Origin of the sequence: Paenibacillus sp. JGP012 (genome assembly GCF_014203995.1) — a bacterium.
Lineage (GTDB): Bacteria > Bacillota > Bacilli > Paenibacillales > Paenibacillaceae > Paenibacillus > Paenibacillus silvae.
Window position 1 is genome coordinate 135,147 of record NZ_JACHKG010000008.1, and the last position, 18,211, is coordinate 153,357.

Sequence of the window (18,211 nt, forward strand, 5' to 3'; positions counted from 1 at the left end):
AGTGGCTTTTTTGTGTTATGTCATTTCCGTACTTAATGCTGAACGGATGAGAGGGAGGACAACGTGAACACAACAGGGCTTGCGGCAGAAAGAAATGAAAAGAATAAACGGCTGATCGATCGCTCTCCAAAACAAATAGACACATGCAGCCCGACATGTTGCCAAGATGACTCTTCCTTTGAAATGCATATTGTGTCTACCAATAAAGGTGAGCGAACCACTGTACTGAATGTTGTCAAGCAGATATGGCCTTGGGTGGATTACATTCATATCCGGGAAAAACAGCTCTCGCTGCAGCAGCATTTCATCTGGGCCAGGCACATGACAGAGTCAGGAGTTCCATCCTCACGTATTGTCATCAACGGGGCCAATCCGTTTGTGCCCAGCGAATTTTGCCGAGGGGCGCACTGGAGCCAGAAGATGCTGACGAAGGCGGAAGAGAGCATGAATGCTGTGAATAAGGGGGAACGGATGCGCTTGGGAGTATCGGTGCACTCCATACATGAGGCACGTGTGGCAGCGGATTACGGTGCAGATTACCTGTTCTTCGGGCATGTGTATACAAGCCGCAGCAAGCCTGATCTAACGCCCAGGGGGTTGGAGGCGCTGGCTGAAGTATGCTCAGGCGTTGACATTCCTGTCATTGCAATTGGTGGTATCCAGGCATCCAACATTCAGGCGGTGCGGTTAGCGGGAGCCCGTGGCGCTGCTGTGATCTCGAGTGTATTTCAGCATGAGGACCCGGCTCATGCGATCCGTCTTATAAAACAGGCTGCAGAAAGAGTAATATGAATGTTTCGAAATCAAGGAGATGAACACATGCAAAAGCGAGGAACCGTCTCACCGGATCAAGGTTCTGATGATCAATCCAGATGGAATGCATGCTATGGATCGGATGAAACTTCTGAATCCGATACTTCATATGAAACTGCCAGTATCCCGCAATATGTATCATCAGGCAAGCTTCATGCAGAAACCATTATTGTTGGCGGAGGCGTTATAGGTTGCGCTGTTGCCTTTGAATTGACACGAAGAGGACACGATGTGCTTCTGATCGAGCAAAACGAGATTGCCAGCGGAAGCTCCTGTGCAGCAGCGGGAATGCTTGCTGCGGATAGTGAGGAATTTACTCATCCTGTTATTGCTCAGGCTGCTCTTGAAAGCAGAGCATTGCTGCACAGTCAAAAGGATCAATTATCTACTCTATCGGGCATGGAACTTGGGTTGAGGCAGAGCGGATTCATCACACCGTTCAGATCATACAGTGAACTAAGTCGTTATAAGGAAAATCGAAGGGCTTTTCCACTGACGGAACAGCTTTGGTGGGATAGAAATACGGTGCAGCGAGAAGCTGGCTGGCTTAATCGGGATACGTATGGTGCTTATTACCGATCATTGGAGAGTGAAATTCTGCCCGTGTCGTTGACCAGAGCTTATGTGAGGTCAGCACACAGGATGGGCGCCCGGATATGGGAAGGCGTCAAGGATATTCAATTAATAGTGAATCAACTTGGTGTACAAGGAATTGCTACCCCGAAGGGAAATGTCACTTGTAAACACGTAATTATAGCTGCTGGCTTGGATGGTGAAACGCTGCTGCAGCAGGCTGGTATCAACTTGCCTTCAACTCCGGTCAAAGGAGAGGTAGTTGCGATTCAATTTCCGGCGGACCAAACAGCTTACAAACCGGATCGCACGCTCTATGCGGAGGATGTCTACATCGTTCCAAAAGCGAATGGAGAGGTGTGGATCGGGGCTACGAGTTGGCCCGGGAAAAAAGATCACAGCGTATCAGCCTATAGTGTGCAACGATTGCTTGGTACGGCAAGCAGCTGGGTACCGGGAATCAAAGAAGCTCATTTCTTGCGGACATGGGCAGGTGTAAGACCTTCAACCCCGGATGGTCTTCCGTATATAGGAGAATGTGAAAACATGCCTGGTTTGTTTACTGCCTATGGACATTACCGTAACGGAATATTGCTCAGTGCGGTAACCGGACGCTGGATTGCAGACATGCTGGAGGGCAAAAGTGCTGAGGATATTGGGATTGAAGCCTTATCGCCTAATCGATTGAACAGAAAGGAAGTTGTGCGTTGAACATTATCGTGAACGGACAGAAGATGGAGATTGATGATGATTTGAATCGGGTGGACAAATTGCTGCAATCCTTTAACCTGCAAGTGAAAACGGTTGTTGTAGAGCTGAATCGTAACATTTTGACAAAGGATCATCATGAAACAACAGCGCTGAGAGAAGGCGATCGAATCGAAATTGTTCATTTTGTCGGTGGAGGCTAATTTAAGACAGATCGCAGCATAGATAATCATATTAATCTTGGGAGAGTGATGATATGCTTCATATCGGAAAATATGAATTTAATTCAAGACTGCTGCTGGGAACAGGCAAATTTACGGATTTGCAAGTTCAGAGCCAGGCTGTAGAAGCTTCGGGTACAGAGATATTGACCTTTGCGGTACGCCGTTTGAATCTGGAGGAGGCGGGTAAGCAGCATTTTCTGGACACGCTGGATTTAAGTAAATATACACTCCTGCCAAATACGGCAGGTGCCTCAACTGCAGATGAAGCGGTGCGGATCGCGGAGCTTGCACGGGCGTCAGGACTTTGTGATATGATAAAAGTTGAAGTCATCGGAGACGGGGTAACACTGCTTCCTGATCCGCTTGAAACGTACAAGGCTTGCAGCATTTTGCTGGAAAAGGGCTTCACCGTGCTGCCTTATATTTCGGACGACGTTATATTAGCTAAACGACTGCAGCTGCTGGGAGTTCATGCAGTGATGCCGGGTGCTTCTCCGATCGGTGCGGGCCGAGGTATCATTAATCCGTATAACCTGGAAATCATTATTGAGCAGGCTGTTGTGCCCGTCATTGTTGATGCAGGTTTGCGCTCACCTAAGGATGCTGCTTATGCCATGGAGCTGGGAGCGGACGGTGTACTGCTGAACACGGCGGTATCCGGATCTCATGATCCGGTCAGCATGGCCAAAGCGATGCGGCTCGGGGTGGAGGCAGGAAGGCTCGCGTATACGGCAGGCATGATCCCTGTGAAGCGTTATGCGGCAGCAAGCAGTCCGGCGGAAGGAATGGTTCATACATGACAGAACAGTTATACCAAGCAGAGCAGGCCGATCGTTATTCCAGACAGGAGCGATATGCACCTCTCGGCCCAGAGGGTCAGGCCAAATTAAAGGAAAGCAAGGTATTAATTATTGGAGCAGGCGCACTTGGAACAGGTATTGCCGAAACGCTTGTTCGCTCTGGTGTTGGGCAGATTACCATTGTCGATCGGGACTATGTGGAATGGAGCAACCTGCAGCGGCAGCAGCTCTATGTTGAGCAGGATGCAATAGATCGCATGCCCAAAGCTATGGCGGCAGTTAAACGTTTAACTGCGATTAACTCGACCGTTCACATTAAAGCCAAGGTGATGGATGTACGCGTAGACGAACTGGAAGAGCTCATCCCGGATGCCGATCTGATTATGGATGCAACCGATAATTTTGATACAAGGTTACTTATTAATGATATGGCTCAGAAGCATCAGATTCCATGGATTTACGGGGGCTGTGTCGGCAGCTACGGGATTACGTATACGTTTTTGCCCGGGGAGACACCTTGTTTGAACTGTCTGCTGGGTGAAGTGCCTCTTGGCGGAGATACCTGTGATACGTCGGGAATCATTCCTCAAGCGGTGCAGATGGTAACGGCGAATCAGACAGCGGAAGCGATGAAGCTGCTTAGTGGCAACACAGCTGCTCTTAGACGAAAGCTGTTGTCCTTTGACGTGTGGCGCAACGAGTACATATCCATTAATGTGGATGGAGCGAAAAAGCAGGACTGTGCTTCATGCGGCTCATCTGCAACGTATCCGTTTCTTTCGGCATCCAATCTGGAGAAAACGGATGTACTTTGCGGCAGGGACACTGTGCAGATTCGTCCTGCGCGGCCCATGCGGCTTGATCTTCAGCAGACAGCTGATCGTCTGACTCGGCTTGAAGAAGGAAAAGTGGAGAGCAATCCTTTTCTGGTGTCATTGACAACAGGTAAGCATAGATTGGTCATTTTTCAGGATGGTCGTGTTCTCGTTCACGGTACAAAAGACACGGCCGAGGCGCGTACTTTGGTACATCGCTATTTTGGCTAAAACATGATAAAGTTTTAAAGTCTGTTCCCGGTGGGAATGGACTTTTTCTTTTTAAGGCATCCTAACGGTACAATGCATGCCAGAGAGCGGCGGAAAACAGACGGGCCGGGTGAGATGTATGAAAACAGCGATTGTGTTAGCAGGTGTGGGTGAGACAGCCCAACGCATAGAGCATATTTTGCAAGAAGAGGGTTATGAAGTGAGGCAGCTTGACTGGTCTGAAATAGGAAAGTCGCGGGAACCAGATACTGCTCGGGAACAGTTAATCATTCTTGTGGATCAGGATACAGCAGATATTCAGAGAAGCGTGCAGAATAGAATGACTTTGAAAAAATGGATGAATCAAGGAAACGTGACCCCTGTTCTTGTTATTATTCCCGAGGCTTCTCCGCAGCGATTTATTGACTGGCTTGATTTTGGAGCAAACGACGTCATGGAGGAACCACTGCATCCGAAGGTAATGTTAGCCAGAATACGCAGTCTGCTTCGGCTTTTTGCCAGTTCTTCGTATGATGGGGAGGAAATCATCGTTGTGCAGGACCTCAAAATCAACCTTCGTTCACGCAGAGTGAGCCGTGCGGGGCAGTACTTGAATCTGACTCCCAAAGAATATGAATTATTGGAATATTTAGCGACACATCTGAATGAAGCTTGCACGCGCAGTGATATTTTACGTGAGGTATGGGGGTATGACTTTGCGATGGATACAAATGTCGTAGACGTGTATATTAAACATCTGCGGGGCAAAGTTGATAAAGGGAGAGATGCAAAACTGATCCAGACGGTGCGGGGGGTTGGATATATGCTATACGGATAATGAAATCAGTGGATAATGGATCTCTGTATTAAAAGGAGAGCATCCACCATTATCCAGTTTGAACGGAACGGCATATCGGGTAAATATATAGTACAGAAACACTGGACTAAATGGGTACAGAATTAATCTATTCCGGTTTTCAGTTAAATAAGAAAAGACCGGGTCAATATGACCCGGTCACGTATCATTATTCAATTGTAAGGTAAAGGCGTACTAAAGTACGCGACGAGCTGTAATGTAAGTTCTTTTCCAATTACCAGAGTTCAGATCCGACAGCGTTACGCCTGGAGAGCCATACGTATGAAGAATCTTTCCGTTGCCAGCGTAAACACCCACATGAGTAATGTTCGAACCGGTGGAGCGGCTACCGCTAGAGAAAAAGACCAGGTCGCCTACACGAAGATTCGCTTTTGAGACAAACTTGCCTTCCTTGGATTGTTTTACGGACGTGCGCGGAAGGTCTACACCATACTTTTTAAAAATATATTTCATGAATGAAGAGCAGTCAAAGTACTTGGTAGTTGTAGTCGAAGCACCAAATTTATATGGAGTTCCTGTGAATTTCTTACCATAATTAACAATTTGTTGTCCTGTCGATACAGATGCTGTTGCGGCTTGTGCCACAGGTGCATTTGTCATTAGTACAGCTCCAAAACCTAGTGTAGCGCACAACCCGACGGTTACGGCCTTTTGGATCAAGAAGTTTGTTTTCATGTTGTTATTACCTCCAAAATTCGTTTTCGTTAAGTTGCTAGAGCGAGTATAACAGGTTTGTAACAACCTAGAAATTGGATACATAAGCGAAAAGGTTGATAGATCAGTAGTTTTACTACGTTTATTAAAATACGATTAAAAATGTCAAAAAATTAATCATTGACGAATGATATAATAGAATGAAATTAAAAATCCCCTTGATTATCAAGGGGATTTCGTTGTTTGTTTATGTTTTTATCTCCAAAATACAGGTTACAAAAACGTAATAATTAAAGACGGCTCAGCAGGTGATTGAGCGAAAAATCAGTCTTTGCTTTGGATAATCAACAGAAGACCACTGTCTATTGTCACTGTGCCAGAATCACTTAACAGCTTGTTGCTGATCCCCAGGGACTGTCCCATGCGGATTGTTGCCTGATCCAACGGGTACATAAATCCTTCAAGACATATGCCGGTAACCTCGTGCGTTAAAGGAAGAAGTGACACATATGTATATCCACGCTTTTCTACAACAGCACTTGAGGTGGTCAGCGTCATATAATTATGCTCGTCCTGCAGTGCACATGTAATATGATGCTGCATAGCCCGAACCATAATATGAACATTCGCAAGTGTGTGGTCCATTCGTGTACCTGTTGCTCCAAAGATGAGAATATGGGTAGGCTCCTGATCCAGAGCTGTTTCAAAAGCCATTTCTGTATCAGTAAGGTCCTTATGCACAGGATCACATGCAATAAACTCTACACTATTACGGCTGACGATCTCCCGTTCTGCTTCGGAGATAGAATCAAAGTCACCTACAGCGATATGTGGTTTAATTCCATGTTCGATTAAATACAGGGCTCCGCGGTCAGCTGCGATGACGATGTCATCGGCCTTGATTTCCTGAAGGAACTCTTTAGCGAGCAAACCGCCTGTAAAAATCACGATACGTTTATAATCCATTCTATTTTCATCCTTCCTTATTATATAGAGGAAAACCATTTACATTTATAGTAGGTTACAATAAAACAAATGATACAACTGTACACAAAACCAGTATAATCGACAAAATGTGGTTGCACAATTTCTACACTCGCGGATACAATGGGAAGAGCGACATGGAGATGACTTGAAAAGTGAGGTTTGAACAGGTTGGACTTGCACATTTTTGAAGTATTCAGCATTATCGGTACAATCGCGTTTGCAATGTCTGGTGCATTTGTGGCAATGGAAGAGGAATATGATATTTTGGGTGTGCTGGTGCTCGGGCTGGTGACGGCATTCGGAGGAGGTATTATCCGCAATGTGCTTATTGGTGTGCCAGTAACGACGCTATGGAGTCAGGGCACGCTTATTATGCTTGCGTTGGTATCCGTAGCTGTTGCTTTTGTACTGCCTCTCAAATGGATTGGTCATTGGAAACGCACAGAGGCTTTGTTTGATGCGATAGGACTGGCTGCCTTTGCGATCCAGGGGGGATTGTACGCAGCCAATATGGGCCATCCGATCAGTGCAGTTATTGTAGCAGCTGTGATGACGGGCATCGGGGGAGGAATCATTCGTGATCTTCTTGCCGGGCGGAAACCACTTGTGCTGCGTGATGAAATTTATGCCGTTTGGGCGATGACAGCCGGGTTTGCAATCGGTATGGGCTGGTTTACTACGAACGTTGGTCTCCTTATTTGTTTCGTGACGGTAGTCTTTTTCCGGATGTGCTCGGTGCATTATAAATGGAAGCTGCCGCGCCGTTCACTGGCTGCAGGCGAGAGTACTGTCGTAAAGTCGGAGAATCTGATCAAGCAGCATACACCGTCCGCAATCCAAGGAACTTTAAGCAAGGGGGATTAACATGATTAACGTTGTATTTGTATGTCTTGGTAACATTTGCAGATCACCTATGGCGGAAGCGGTCATGCGCCACAAGGTCATTCAGAAAGGCTTTGCAGATCAGATTCGAGTGGATTCGGCGGGAACAGGCAACTGGCATATAGGGAAACCTCCGCATGAAGGTACGCGAAAATTGCTTGATTCGGTTCAAATTTCATATGCGAATATGACGGCGAGACAGTTTGCGAGTGAAGATTTTACTCAATTTGACTACATTATATGTATGGATAACTCGAATGCGGATAATGTGCGAAGCTTGCCAGGAGGAGAAGAGGCAGAGATTCTTAAATTTATGGACTTGCTTCCGAATGAAACGCTGAGAGAGGTCCCGGACCCTTATTACACGGGCAATTTTGAAGAAGTGTACGAGCTGGTGAATGCTGGCTGTGATGTGTTGTTAAACAGAATTGAGCAAGAGCATTCGTTATAAACATTAAACATTAGTGAAATGGCAAAGAAGCAGGAAGGAAACGAGAATGATTCAGAAGCTCCTGCTTCTTTTTCAGGGCATTAATGTAAGCGGTAACAATGGGGTGTGTGATCAAATCAAGTTCAACTAGGCGAGGCATTAAATCATTAAATCAAGTTTAAAAAAAGAAAAGCGGCTATGCAGCCGCCTGATCAATGAATGGGTTAGATCTTGCATTATTATTCTTGCAAAAAGTAGAGCAAAGCATCCGGCAGTTCCTTTTGCCAGAAGCCCCATTGGTGATTCCCGTCCTTCTCCTGATAGGAGACGTTAGCCCCGCGTTTCTCCAGCAGATCACGAGTATTCCGGTTCAGCTGTACAAAATCATACGTTCCAGTGTCGGCTTCGAAGGCCGTTTCCTGTAAACCGACAATCATCCAGATCGACAGCCATGACAGATCCTCGGCCGCAGCATAGATTTCCTGAGAAGCGGAGTAGAATGCGCCAGACATGCTGATTACGCGGGTAAACAGTTCTGGATACAGCAGTGCCAAATGGAGTGAAACACTGCCACCAAGCGAATCGCCAGCAAGAACACGCTCCTGCGGAGAACGTCTTACAGGATATTTCTCTTCCACATAGGGAATAATCTCTTCTGCAAAGCACTTGGTGTAGGCTGTGAATCGACTGCCGAAAGGAGCGTACTCCTGAGTTCTTACGGATACGTCCACTTGAACCCCTACTATAATGAAAGGTTCGGCACCTTCATCCAGAATGATGCGGTTGGCTGTTGTGGCGATTCGTCCAAAGTTAAAAAATTCCTCGCCATCCTGGCAGTACACCACAGGGTAGCTAAGCAGTTCGTTGTAGCCTGGAGGAAGATAGATGCGAAGGGTCCGTTTCTCACCGAGGTAACGACTTTCAATCTCTTCCTTAACAATTGTCCGTTTCAAATAGCGGGAATCCGTCATAAAACGTCACCTTTCCGGGTTATTTTTTGCATTCGACCGCGCAATACGGTAAGATTAACCTGGTGCGGGGATGGGTCAAACACGCAAATCATGTATTATGCTGTTATACCAATATTAGACCCCTGTTATACATACAATCCAAAAGGAAACATAAAAATATTACGGATTTCTTTGACGTATGCAGTGAAACAGGTGTATAATAATAATATAACAGCGGAACTTGATATTCAAATTTTTTGTTGAGGTGAAGAAAAAAATGAGCAAGGTTCCTTATGAAGTATACACGGAGGATGTAGAAGCTCTGTCCGTGCTGTCTCCTGACGGCGAAATTGTTAACAAAGACATGATGCCTAAGCTTTCCGACGATCAATTAAAAGAAATTATGTATCGCATGGTATTTACCCGTACATGGGATGACCGTGCAGTAAACCTTGGCCGTCAAGGTCGTCTTGGTTTCTATGCTCCAGTATCTGGTCAAGAAGCTACAATGGTAGGTAGTGAGTTTGCCCTTGAAAAAGAAGATTTCATCGCTCCAGGCTATCGCGACATTCCGCAACTCGTGTGGCACGGACTTCCTCTTTATCAAGCATTCCTGTACTCCCGTGGACACCAGCATGGTGGACAAATTCCAGATGGCGTTAACGTATTGATGCCGCAAATCATCATTGGTGCACAAATTCTGCACGCAATGGGTATTGCTATGGGTTACAAATTGAAAAAACAAAAACAAGTAGTTATCACATACACAGGTGATGGCGGTTCTTCCGAAGGTGACTTCTATGAAGGTCTGAACTACGCTGGTGTATATAAACTGCCTGTAATCTTCTTTGTACAAAACAACGGTTATGCCATCACAACTCCTTTTGCTAAACAAACAGCAGCGCTGTCCATCGCTCACAAAGCGGTAGCAGCAGGTATCAAAGGTGTTAAAGTTGACGGTATGGACATCTTTGCTGTTATCAAAGCGGTTCAGGAAGCTGCTGAACGCGGACGTAATGGCGAAGGCGCAACGTTGATCGAAGCTGTTACTTATCGTTTCCGTCCACACTCCCTCTCTGATGATGCTTCCAAGTATCGTACGAAAGAAGAAGAGGCTGAGTGGAGCGTAAAAGACCCAATCGCACGTTTTGCTAAATATCTGGAGAAAAAAGGTCTGTGGACTGAAGAAGATACAGCACGTGTGAAAGAAGAAGCAAAAGCAAAAGTAAACGAAGAGATCAAAAAAGCGGAAAAAACCGAGAAAATGACTATTTCAGGCCTGATCGACAGCATGTTCGAACAAACGCCTAAGCACTTGGAAGAGCAAAAAGCTGATTTCCAATAAGTTTTTTCCGATAAAGCATAAACATCCGGCACCGGCACTGGTGTCTCGGTATACATGTATGAATTCAAATGTGAACTGTCAATGTTTAAGGAGGAAATGAAGCAAATGGCACAATTGAACATGAAAGAAGCAATTCGTGATGCGCTTCGCGTAGAGCTGAAACGTGATCCTAACGTTCTGCTCTTCGGTGAAGACGTAGGTAATGTAGGCGGCGTTTTCCGTGTAACGGAAGGTTTGCAAAAAGAGTTTGGCGAAGAGCGTGTATTTGATACACCGCTGGCTGAATCCGCGATTGGCGGTCTGGCTGTAGGTCTGGGTATTCAAGGCTTCCGTCCGGTAGCTGAGATTCAATTCGTAGGTTTTATCTTCGAAGCCCTTGACCAAATGGTGGTTCAGGCAGCTCGTATGCGTTTCCGCTCTGGCGGCAAATACAATTCTCCAATCGTATTCCGTACACCATTCGGTGGCGGCGTTAAAGCGGCAGAATTGCACACAGACTCTCTGGAAGGTTTGCTCACGCAAACTCCGGGTATTAAAGTGGTAGTTCCTTCGAACCCGTATGATGCAAAAGGTCTGATGATCGCTTCCATCCGCGATAACGATCCGGTATTCTTCATGGAGCACTTGAACCTGTACCATGCATTCCGTGCAGAAGTGCCTGAAGAAGACTACGTTGTTGAGCTTGGTAAAGCAAACGTTGTTCGTGAAGGTTCTGACGTTACGATCATTACTTACGGTATGATGGTTCATACTTCTGTAAAAGCTGCTGAAGAGCTTGAAAAACAAGGCATCAAAGTTGAAGTTATCGACCTTCGTACGATCAGCCCGATCGATATCGATACGGTAGTTGCTTCTGTTAAGAAAACAAACCGTGCAATTGTTGTACAAGAAGCTCAGAAGAGCGCAGGTGTTGCTGCTGAAGTCATTGCACAAATCAATGAAAAAGCAATCCTGCATCTGGAAGCACCGGTTCTGCGCGTAGCTGGTCCGGATACGGTATATCCATTTGCACAAATCGAAGATACATGGCTGCCTAACCCTGCGCGTATCGTTGCAGCGGTTAACAAAGTCATGAACTTCTAATTCAATCATCTGACATGCCGCAAGGCGCAGTATGGTGATTCACATCGCAGCTCAGGCTGCACTGTAAACAGCCATTAGCCCCTTGATTGACAGTTATTTGCACTCGCAGTAACAGTTGGTTTTTGGAGCTAAGGGTTGTTTTCAGGATTGAGCAAATAATCAAGGAGGTTTTTCAGTTGGCTAAATTTGAATATAAATTCCCTGAACTGGGCGAAGGCCTTCACGAAGGCGAAATCATCAAGATGCACATCAAAGTCGGGGACAAAGTAACTGATGACGATATCATCATGGAAGTACAGAACGACAAAGCGGTTGTTGAAGTTCCTTGTCCGGTAAACGGCACAGTAACTGAAGTTTTCGCTAAAGACGGTCAAATTTGCCACGTTGGTGAAGTTGTAGCGGTAATCGATGCAGAAGGCGAACTGCCTGAGCAAGACGATGCTCCTGCTGGCGACCAAGGTGCACAAGAAAAAGACGCAGCACAAGGCGGAGCTGATACTAGCGGTTCTTCTGCAGCAGCTTCCAGCTCCAATGCAGCGCAAGAAGGTGGCAGCAACAGTGTTCCTGCTGTACCTGCAAAAGACGTTCTGGCTACGCCAAGCGTTCGCAAATTTGCTCGTGAGCAAGGTGTAGACATTGCTCAGGTTAACGGAACTGGCAACAACGGTAAAGTAACCAAAGAAGATGTGGAATCCTTCAAAAACGGTGGCGGTTCTTCCGCAGCGGTGTCTTCCGAAGCTCCGGCTCAAGAAGAGAAAAAATCCGCAGCACCTGCAGCTGCAGCAGCTGATCAACGCCTTGAAGAAGAGCGCGTACCATTCAAAGGTATCCGTAAAGCAATCTCCAATGCGATGGTTAAATCGGCTTACACTGCACCGCACGTTACAATCATGGACGAAGTAGATGTAACTGAGCTGGTTGCTTTCCGTACTCGCATGAAACCAATTGCAGAGAAAAAAGGTACAAAAGTTACTTACTTGCCATTCATCGTTAAAGCATTGGTTGCGGCTTCCCGTCAATTCCCTGCTTTGAACGCAATGATCGATGAAGAAGCAAATGAAATTGTATACAAAAAATACTACAACATCGGTATCGCTACAGATACAGACAACGGCTTGATCGTTCCTGTAATCAAAGATGCTGATCGCAAATCCATCTGGATGATTGCTGATTCCATCCGTGATCTGGCAGCTCGTGGACGCGAAGGCAAACTGAGCGCGAACGAAATGAAAGGAAGCACAATCTCCATCAGTAACATCGGTTCTGCTGGCGGTATGTTCTTTACTCCAATCATCAACTTCCCAGAAGTCGCAATCTTGGGCACAGGACGCATCAGCGAAAAAGCGGTTATCAAAAACGGCGAAGTTGTTGCAGCACCAGTAATGGCACTGTCCTTGAGCTTCGACCACCGTATTATCGATGGCGCTACAGCACAAAACTTTATGAATTACATTAAACAGCTGCTCGCTAACCCTGAGCTGCTTGTTATGGAGGTGTAAGATATGGTAGTAGGCGACGCTTCTCTCAATATCGACACATTAGTAATTGGTGCGGGACCTGGCGGCTATGTAGCTGCCATCCGCGCTGCACAACTGGGCCAAAGCGTATTGATCGTAGACAAATCCGAGCTGGGCGGCGTATGTTTGAACCGCGGATGTATCCCATCCAAAGCTCTGATCTCTGCTGCACACCAATACGAGTCTGCACTTCACGGCGATGCTTTCGGTATCTCCGCTGAGAACGTAAAAGTAGACTTCGCTAAAACGCAAGAATTCAAAAACGGCGTTGTTAAGAAAATGACTGGCGGCGTAGCTGGCTTGCTCAAAGGCAACAAAGTTGAAGTTTTCAACGGTGAGTGCATGTTCATCAACGAAAACGAAGCGCGTGTATTCAACGATCACGAATCCCCGCGTTACAAATTCAAAAATGCAATTATCGCAACAGGTTCCCGTCCAATCGAACTGAAACCTTTCCCGTTTGGCGGACGTATCTTGTCTTCGACAGAAGCATTGAACCTGCCTGAAGTACCTAAAAGCCTGATCGTTATCGGCGGCGGCTACATCGGTGCTGAGCTTGGTCAAATGTACTCCAAATTCGGTGCAAAAGTAACAATCATCGAAGGTCTGGATACTGTACTGCCAGGCTTCGATAAAGACATGACTAGCCTTGTTGCTAAAAACATGAAGAAAACAGGCATCGAAATCGTAACGGGTGCAAAAGCGGAAAGCGCTGAGCAAACAGATAAAGATGTTACTGTTAAATATTCTGTAAATGGTGAGTCCAAAGAAGTAACTGCAGATTACCTGCTTGTTACTGTTGGACGTCGTCCTAACACAGACGGAGAACTGGGTCTTGATATGATCGGTGTTGACGTTGACGAGCGTGGTTTCGTTAAAGTTGACCACCAAGGTCGCACAAGCATTCCACACATCTTCGCAATTGGTGATATCGTATCTGGTCTGGCTCTGGCACACAAAGCTTCTTACGAAGGTAAAGTGGCTGCTGAAGCAATCGCTGGACAACCGTCTGTAGTTGACTACAAATGTATGCCAGCTGTTGTGTTCACAGATCCTGAGTGCTCCAGCGTAGGTTACACTGAAAAAGAAGCAAAAGAAAAAGGCTACAAAGTAAAAGCAGGCAAATTCCCTTATGCGGGTAACGGCCGTGCGGTATCTTTGAACCATGCTGAAGGCTTCGTGAAAATCGTTGCTGACGAAGAAAGCGGCCTTGTACTGGGTTGCCAAATCGTTGGTCTGGAAGCTTCCAACCTGATTGCTGAGCTTGGTCTTGCAATCGAGATGGGTGCAACTTTGGAAGATCTGGCGCTTACTATTCACGCTCACCCAACTTTGGGCGAAATCGTAATGGAAGCAGCGGAACTGGTAATGGGTCACCCGATCCACATCATCTCCCGCTAAGATCAGCTAAAGCTCGGATTCGTCCGGCATCATATGATAGATTTGAAAGAGACGAGTGGCGCTAATTGCGTAGCTCGTCTCTTTTTTTAGGTATTTGATATACGGTTTAAGGTTGTAGGAGCGCAGAATGTTTCAAGTCTTTTTACATGCTGCGCAGTATGGTACACTATTAAAATGATCAGACCTGAAACGTCTGTAGCCCATTTGGTTATTAGTGAGCAACATATATAGAGATGCGAGGAGATACCAACATGAAAAACTATCTCGATTTATTACAAGATATATTGGATAACGGCGTTCATAAAGGGGATCGTACCGGAACAGGCACGCAATCCGTGTTTGGCAGACAGCTCCGTTATGACTTGTCCGAGGGATTCCCGCTGGTGACGACCAAGCGAATTCACCTGAAATCGGTCATTCATGAGCTGCTGTGGTTCTTGAGCGGTGATACGAATATCGCTTATCTGAAGGAAAACGGTGTGAAGATCTGGGATGATTGGGCCGATGAGAACGGTGATCTTGGCCCGGTGTATGGCTCACAGTGGCGTACATGGGAAGCGCCCAACGGGGAGAAAATAGATCAGATTGCTGCTGTGGTGGATTCCATTAAAAATAATCCGGATTCCCGCCGTCATCTGGTAAGTGCATGGAATGTGGCCGAGATTAACAACATGAAATTACCGCCTTGTCATTTTGCGTTTCAATTTTACGTAGCTGAGGGTAAGTTATCCTGTATGCTGACGATGCGATCTGTGGATACATTCCTTGGACTTCCCTTTAACATTGCCAGTTATGCGCTCCTGACACATATGATTGCTCAGCAATGTGACCTTGAGGTTGGTGAGTTTATCTGGTCGGGTGGAGATGTGCATATCTATTCCAATCATGTGGAGCAGGTGAAAACCCAACTGGAGCGTGAGCCTTTGGCCCTGCCTAAGCTGATTATCAAGCGGAAGCCGGATTCCATTTTTGACTACAAGTTTGAAGATTTCGAATTCGAGAACTATCAGCATCACCCGGGCATCAAAGCACCAATAGCGGTATAACAGGCTGCTGTGCAGACTGGAGTGAACATGCAGCATTAAGCAAGAGCAGATATAAATTTTTGCTTATTCTCATTCAATGGAAGGAGGGACGTTTGTTGAGTATTGAACTTGTATGGGCTATGGGAGAGAACGGTGTTATCGGGCTTAACAATTCGCTCCCCTGGCGATTACCGAAAGATATGGCTTTCTTCAAACAGCAAACGATTAACAAAACAATTATTATGGGGCGTAATACATGGGAGTCTTTTGGCGGCAAGCCGCTTCCCCAGCGTCGTAATATTGTTGTGACCCGGGACTTGAATTACAAAGCGGATCAGGCGGAGATCGTACATACGATTGAAGAAGGTCTTGCTGCTGCTCGGGGCGAGGAGCTCTGTGTTATCGGTGGTTCCCAGGTGTATCGGGAGTTTTTACCGTTTGCCGACCGTCTGGTTGTGACCAGAATTCATGCGCAATTTGAGGGCGATACCTTCTTTCCTGAAGTGGATTGGTCGGAATGGGAATTGAAGAAGCAGATCGAAGGCGAGCAGGATGAGAAAAACGTCTATCCCTTCACGTTTGAATTTTACGAGCGTAAACAACAGGCGTGAAAGTATCGTGTGATCTGCGTCCAGAATACAATTAGAACAACAGGCATCGACTTGCGAATTTTTCGTGAACGGTGCCTTTTTATTTTTCATGGATAGTTAAAATTGAAGCAGCATTATCATATGACATTAATGTGACACGTGGACTGGGTGAATTTGCATAATATACAGTAGCTTTGATTGCGGTTTTGGTTAAAAAGTGTAAAAACAATGGATTTCAACGTTGTAAAGCTTTAAATCATGTTTCCGTTTCGGTAATTGAGCTTGTTTTTTCAAAACTGTTGATTTTAATGGTAATTTATCTTACATTTATATAACGTTCTTAAGAATTATCTCTGAAACTATCGGTTATCACACAGGGTATCTTCTGTTTTAAGACCAAATTTCTGCTATTGACCATATGTTGATTTGAACGCTATGATGAATAAAATACAAATAATTATGCGGATAATCCATTTAATATTCATTGCCATAAATGCTACTATAATTGAAATATCTTTGAGTAGATTTTGTGATACAATAGACAAAAACTCAGGTAAACGAGTAATCCATTTCATATAAAGCCATGCGCATGAAGGGATTAAGACAAGAACGGATGGGGGAAACGTAAGATGTCTACACCTACTGGATTTATGGAATACAAACGGCAGCTCCCTGCCGATCGAGAGCCAGCGGAGCGCATCAAGGATTGGGAAGAGTTTCATAAACATATGGCTGAGGAAGAGCTCAGAACACAAGGTGCACGATGTATGGATTGTGGTACCCCGTATTGTCATACAGGTATAGATATGATTGGCGGGACGTCGGGATGCCCGGTTCATAACCTGATTCCAGAGTGGAACAATCTCGTCTATCGTGGTTTGTGGAAAGAAGCGCTTGAACGCCTTCACAAAACGAACAACTTCCCGGAATTTACAGGTCGTATCTGTCCAGCTCCTTGTGAAGGATCTTGTACAGTCGGACTCATTGGTCAGCCTGTAACCATTAAAACGATTGAAGAAGCGATTATCGAAAAAGGATTCGAAGAAGGCTGGGTAGTTCCACAGCCGCCGGAGAAACGCACAGGCAAACGTGTAGCTGTGGTTGGTTCAGGTCCAGCGGGACTTGCAACAGCAGCTCAGCTGAACAAAGCCGGACATTCGGTAACCGTATATGAACGTTCGGACCGTGTCGGCGGATTGCTGATGTACGGAATTCCAACGATGAAACTGGATAAAAAAGTGGTACAGCGTCGCGTAGATTTGCTGGAAGCGGAAGGCATTCAGTTTATTACGAATACCGAGATCGGAAAAGATATTCCTGCTCAGCAGCTTGTTGATGAGTATGATGCAGTGGTTCTGTGTGGCGGAGCGACCAAACCACGTGAATTTAACATCGAAGGTTCTACGCTGAAGGGCGTACATTACGCCATGGACTTCTTGAATGGCAGCATCAAGAGTTATCTGGACTCCAACCTGGAAGATGGCAATTATATTTCAGCGAAGGATAAAGATGTGATTGTAATCGGTGGCGGGGACACAGGTTCTGACTGTGTTGCAACATCGCTTCGTCATGGCTGCCGTACCATTACGCAATTTGGTACACACACGCAAGCTCCAATGGAGCGTGATCGTATCAACAACCCTTGGCCGCAATTCCCTAACGTATATACGCTGGACTATGCACAAGAAGAAGCAAAAGCTTTGTTTGGTCAAGACCCGCGTGAGTTCTCGATCATGACTACAAAATTTGTGGGTGATGATGAGGGCAATCTCAAAGAGCTGCACACGATTCAAATCGAGCGTATTGTTGATGAGACTGGCCGCAAAATCTACCAGCCAATCCCGGGTACAGAGCGTGTATTCCCTGCTCAGATGGCCATGATTGCAATTGGTTTCGATGGACCGGAACAAACGCTGGTTGAGCAGCTTGGACTGGAAACAGATCGCCGTACAAACGTTAAAGCGCGTTATGGCAAGTACAACACCAATGTGGACAAAGTATTTGCAGCGGGTGATATGCGCCGTGGTCAAAGCCTGGTTGTATGGGCAATCAATGAAGGCCGTGAAGCAGCTCGTGAAGTTGATAAATATTTGATGGGTGCAACGGTGCTTGCTTAATACTGCTCCATAAATGAGCTGTTATTATTACTGCTTATTAAGAAGTCAAAGTAAATAGATATTGCATAAAAGATCAGCCCTCGCAGATGCGGGGGCTGTTTGTCGTTCATTATATAACACTGCAATCTTTGCCTTATTTGTTGTGAAAGTGTGATTGAAAGCATTGCTTTTTACAAGATAAAGACTTATTATTAGATTATAATTATTATA

Annotated in this window: 18 protein-coding genes; 15 read left to right on the forward strand and 3 right to left on the reverse strand. The window is 45.8% G+C overall.

Annotation, left to right across the window (positions count from 1 at the left end; all coding sequences use genetic code 11):
- Positions 1-63 precede the first annotated feature (63 nt).
- The 6 genes from HNR77_RS12715 to HNR77_RS12740 all read left to right on the forward strand — a co-directional run bounded on the left by HNR77_RS12715 (position 64) and on the right by HNR77_RS12740 (position 4,981).
- Entirely contained in the window at positions 64-792 is a 729-nt protein-coding gene (locus tag HNR77_RS12715; protein ID WP_221443822.1) for a thiamine phosphate synthase, read from the forward strand.
- A 27-nt stretch (positions 793-819) separates the two neighbouring features.
- Positions 820-2,097 (forward strand): glycine oxidase ThiO, encoded by a 1,278-nt coding sequence (gene thiO / locus HNR77_RS12720; protein WP_184184570.1) that lies wholly within the window; start codon positions 820-822, stop codon positions 2,095-2,097.
- A complete protein-coding gene (thiS, locus tag HNR77_RS12725; protein ID WP_111271708.1) occupies positions 2,094-2,297 on the forward strand; it encodes a sulfur carrier protein ThiS in 204 nt (67 codons plus the stop codon). Before thiO ends, thiS begins: the two co-directional genes overlap by 4 nt.
- 53 nt (positions 2,298-2,350) lie before the next feature.
- Positions 2,351-3,118: a thiazole synthase gene (locus tag HNR77_RS12730; RefSeq protein WP_184184573.1), complete on the forward strand. Its 768-nt coding sequence runs from the start codon at positions 2,351-2,353 to the stop codon at positions 3,116-3,118.
- Positions 3,115-4,164, forward strand: a complete 1,050-nt coding sequence (locus tag HNR77_RS12735; RefSeq protein ID WP_184184575.1) for a ThiF family adenylyltransferase — start codon at positions 3,115-3,117, stop codon at positions 4,162-4,164. The genes HNR77_RS12730 and HNR77_RS12735 overlap by 4 nt, the downstream gene beginning before the upstream one ends.
- Positions 4,165-4,240: 76 nt before the next feature.
- A complete protein-coding gene (locus HNR77_RS12740) occupies positions 4,241-4,981 on the forward strand; it encodes a response regulator transcription factor (protein ID WP_184184579.1) in 741 nt (246 codons plus the stop codon).
- A gap of 213 nt (positions 4,982-5,194) precedes the next feature.
- Here HNR77_RS12740 and HNR77_RS12745 read toward each other — a convergent pair whose 3' ends face one another.
- On the reverse strand, positions 5,195-5,695 hold the full coding sequence (locus tag HNR77_RS12745; protein WP_184184582.1) for a C40 family peptidase: 501 nt from the start codon (positions 5,693-5,695) through the stop codon (positions 5,195-5,197).
- A 303-nt stretch (positions 5,696-5,998) separates the two neighbouring features.
- Positions 5,999-6,640 (reverse strand): thiamine diphosphokinase, encoded by a 642-nt coding sequence (locus HNR77_RS12750; RefSeq protein WP_184184584.1) that lies wholly within the window; start codon positions 6,638-6,640, stop codon positions 5,999-6,001.
- Between the two features lie 189 nt (positions 6,641-6,829).
- Between HNR77_RS12750 and HNR77_RS12755 the strand changes: the two genes are divergently transcribed.
- Together HNR77_RS12755 and HNR77_RS12760 are read left to right on the forward strand one after the other, a co-directional pair.
- Positions 6,830-7,525, forward strand: a complete 696-nt coding sequence (locus HNR77_RS12755; RefSeq protein WP_145401858.1) for a trimeric intracellular cation channel family protein — start codon at positions 6,830-6,832, stop codon at positions 7,523-7,525.
- 1 nt (position 7,526) lies between these two features.
- Positions 7,527-7,994 (forward strand): low molecular weight protein-tyrosine-phosphatase, encoded by a 468-nt coding sequence (locus HNR77_RS12760; protein ID WP_184184587.1) that lies wholly within the window; start codon positions 7,527-7,529, stop codon positions 7,992-7,994.
- Positions 7,995-8,212: 218 nt separating this feature from the next.
- Here HNR77_RS12760 and HNR77_RS12765 read toward each other — a convergent pair whose 3' ends face one another.
- Positions 8,213-8,944 (reverse strand): alpha/beta hydrolase, encoded by a 732-nt coding sequence (locus tag HNR77_RS12765; protein ID WP_184184590.1) that lies wholly within the window; start codon positions 8,942-8,944, stop codon positions 8,213-8,215.
- Between the two features lie 256 nt (positions 8,945-9,200).
- Here HNR77_RS12765 and pdhA point away from each other — a divergent pair, with 256 nt between their 5' ends.
- The 7 genes from pdhA to HNR77_RS12800 all read left to right on the forward strand — a co-directional run bounded on the left by pdhA (position 9,201) and on the right by HNR77_RS12800 (position 18,001).
- Complete coding sequence (pdhA, locus tag HNR77_RS12770; protein WP_145401862.1) at positions 9,201-10,268, forward strand: pyruvate dehydrogenase (acetyl-transferring) E1 component subunit alpha; 1,068 nt, start codon at positions 9,201-9,203, stop codon at positions 10,266-10,268.
- A 105-nt stretch (positions 10,269-10,373) separates the two neighbouring features.
- Positions 10,374-11,351: an alpha-ketoacid dehydrogenase subunit beta gene (locus HNR77_RS12775; protein ID WP_111271698.1), complete on the forward strand. Its 978-nt coding sequence runs from the start codon at positions 10,374-10,376 to the stop codon at positions 11,349-11,351.
- A gap of 176 nt (positions 11,352-11,527) precedes the next feature.
- A complete protein-coding gene (locus HNR77_RS12780; protein WP_184184593.1) occupies positions 11,528-12,850 on the forward strand; it encodes a dihydrolipoamide acetyltransferase family protein in 1,323 nt (440 codons plus the stop codon).
- A gap of 3 nt (positions 12,851-12,853) precedes the next feature.
- Entirely contained in the window at positions 12,854-14,269 is a 1,416-nt protein-coding gene (gene lpdA, locus HNR77_RS12785) for a dihydrolipoyl dehydrogenase (RefSeq protein WP_111271696.1), read from the forward strand.
- A 251-nt stretch (positions 14,270-14,520) separates the two neighbouring features.
- A complete protein-coding gene (thyA, locus tag HNR77_RS12790) occupies positions 14,521-15,315 on the forward strand; it encodes a thymidylate synthase (protein ID WP_184184596.1) in 795 nt (264 codons plus the stop codon).
- A 95-nt stretch (positions 15,316-15,410) separates the two neighbouring features.
- The gene (locus HNR77_RS12795; RefSeq protein WP_184184599.1) at positions 15,411-15,905 is read left to right on the forward strand and encodes a dihydrofolate reductase; all 495 of its coding nucleotides are present in this window, start codon (positions 15,411-15,413) and stop codon (positions 15,903-15,905) included.
- Positions 15,906-16,513: 608 nt separating this feature from the next.
- The gene (locus tag HNR77_RS12800) at positions 16,514-18,001 is read left to right on the forward strand and encodes a glutamate synthase subunit beta (protein WP_145401870.1); all 1,488 of its coding nucleotides are present in this window, start codon (positions 16,514-16,516) and stop codon (positions 17,999-18,001) included.
- Positions 18,002-18,211: the final 210 nt, after the last annotated feature.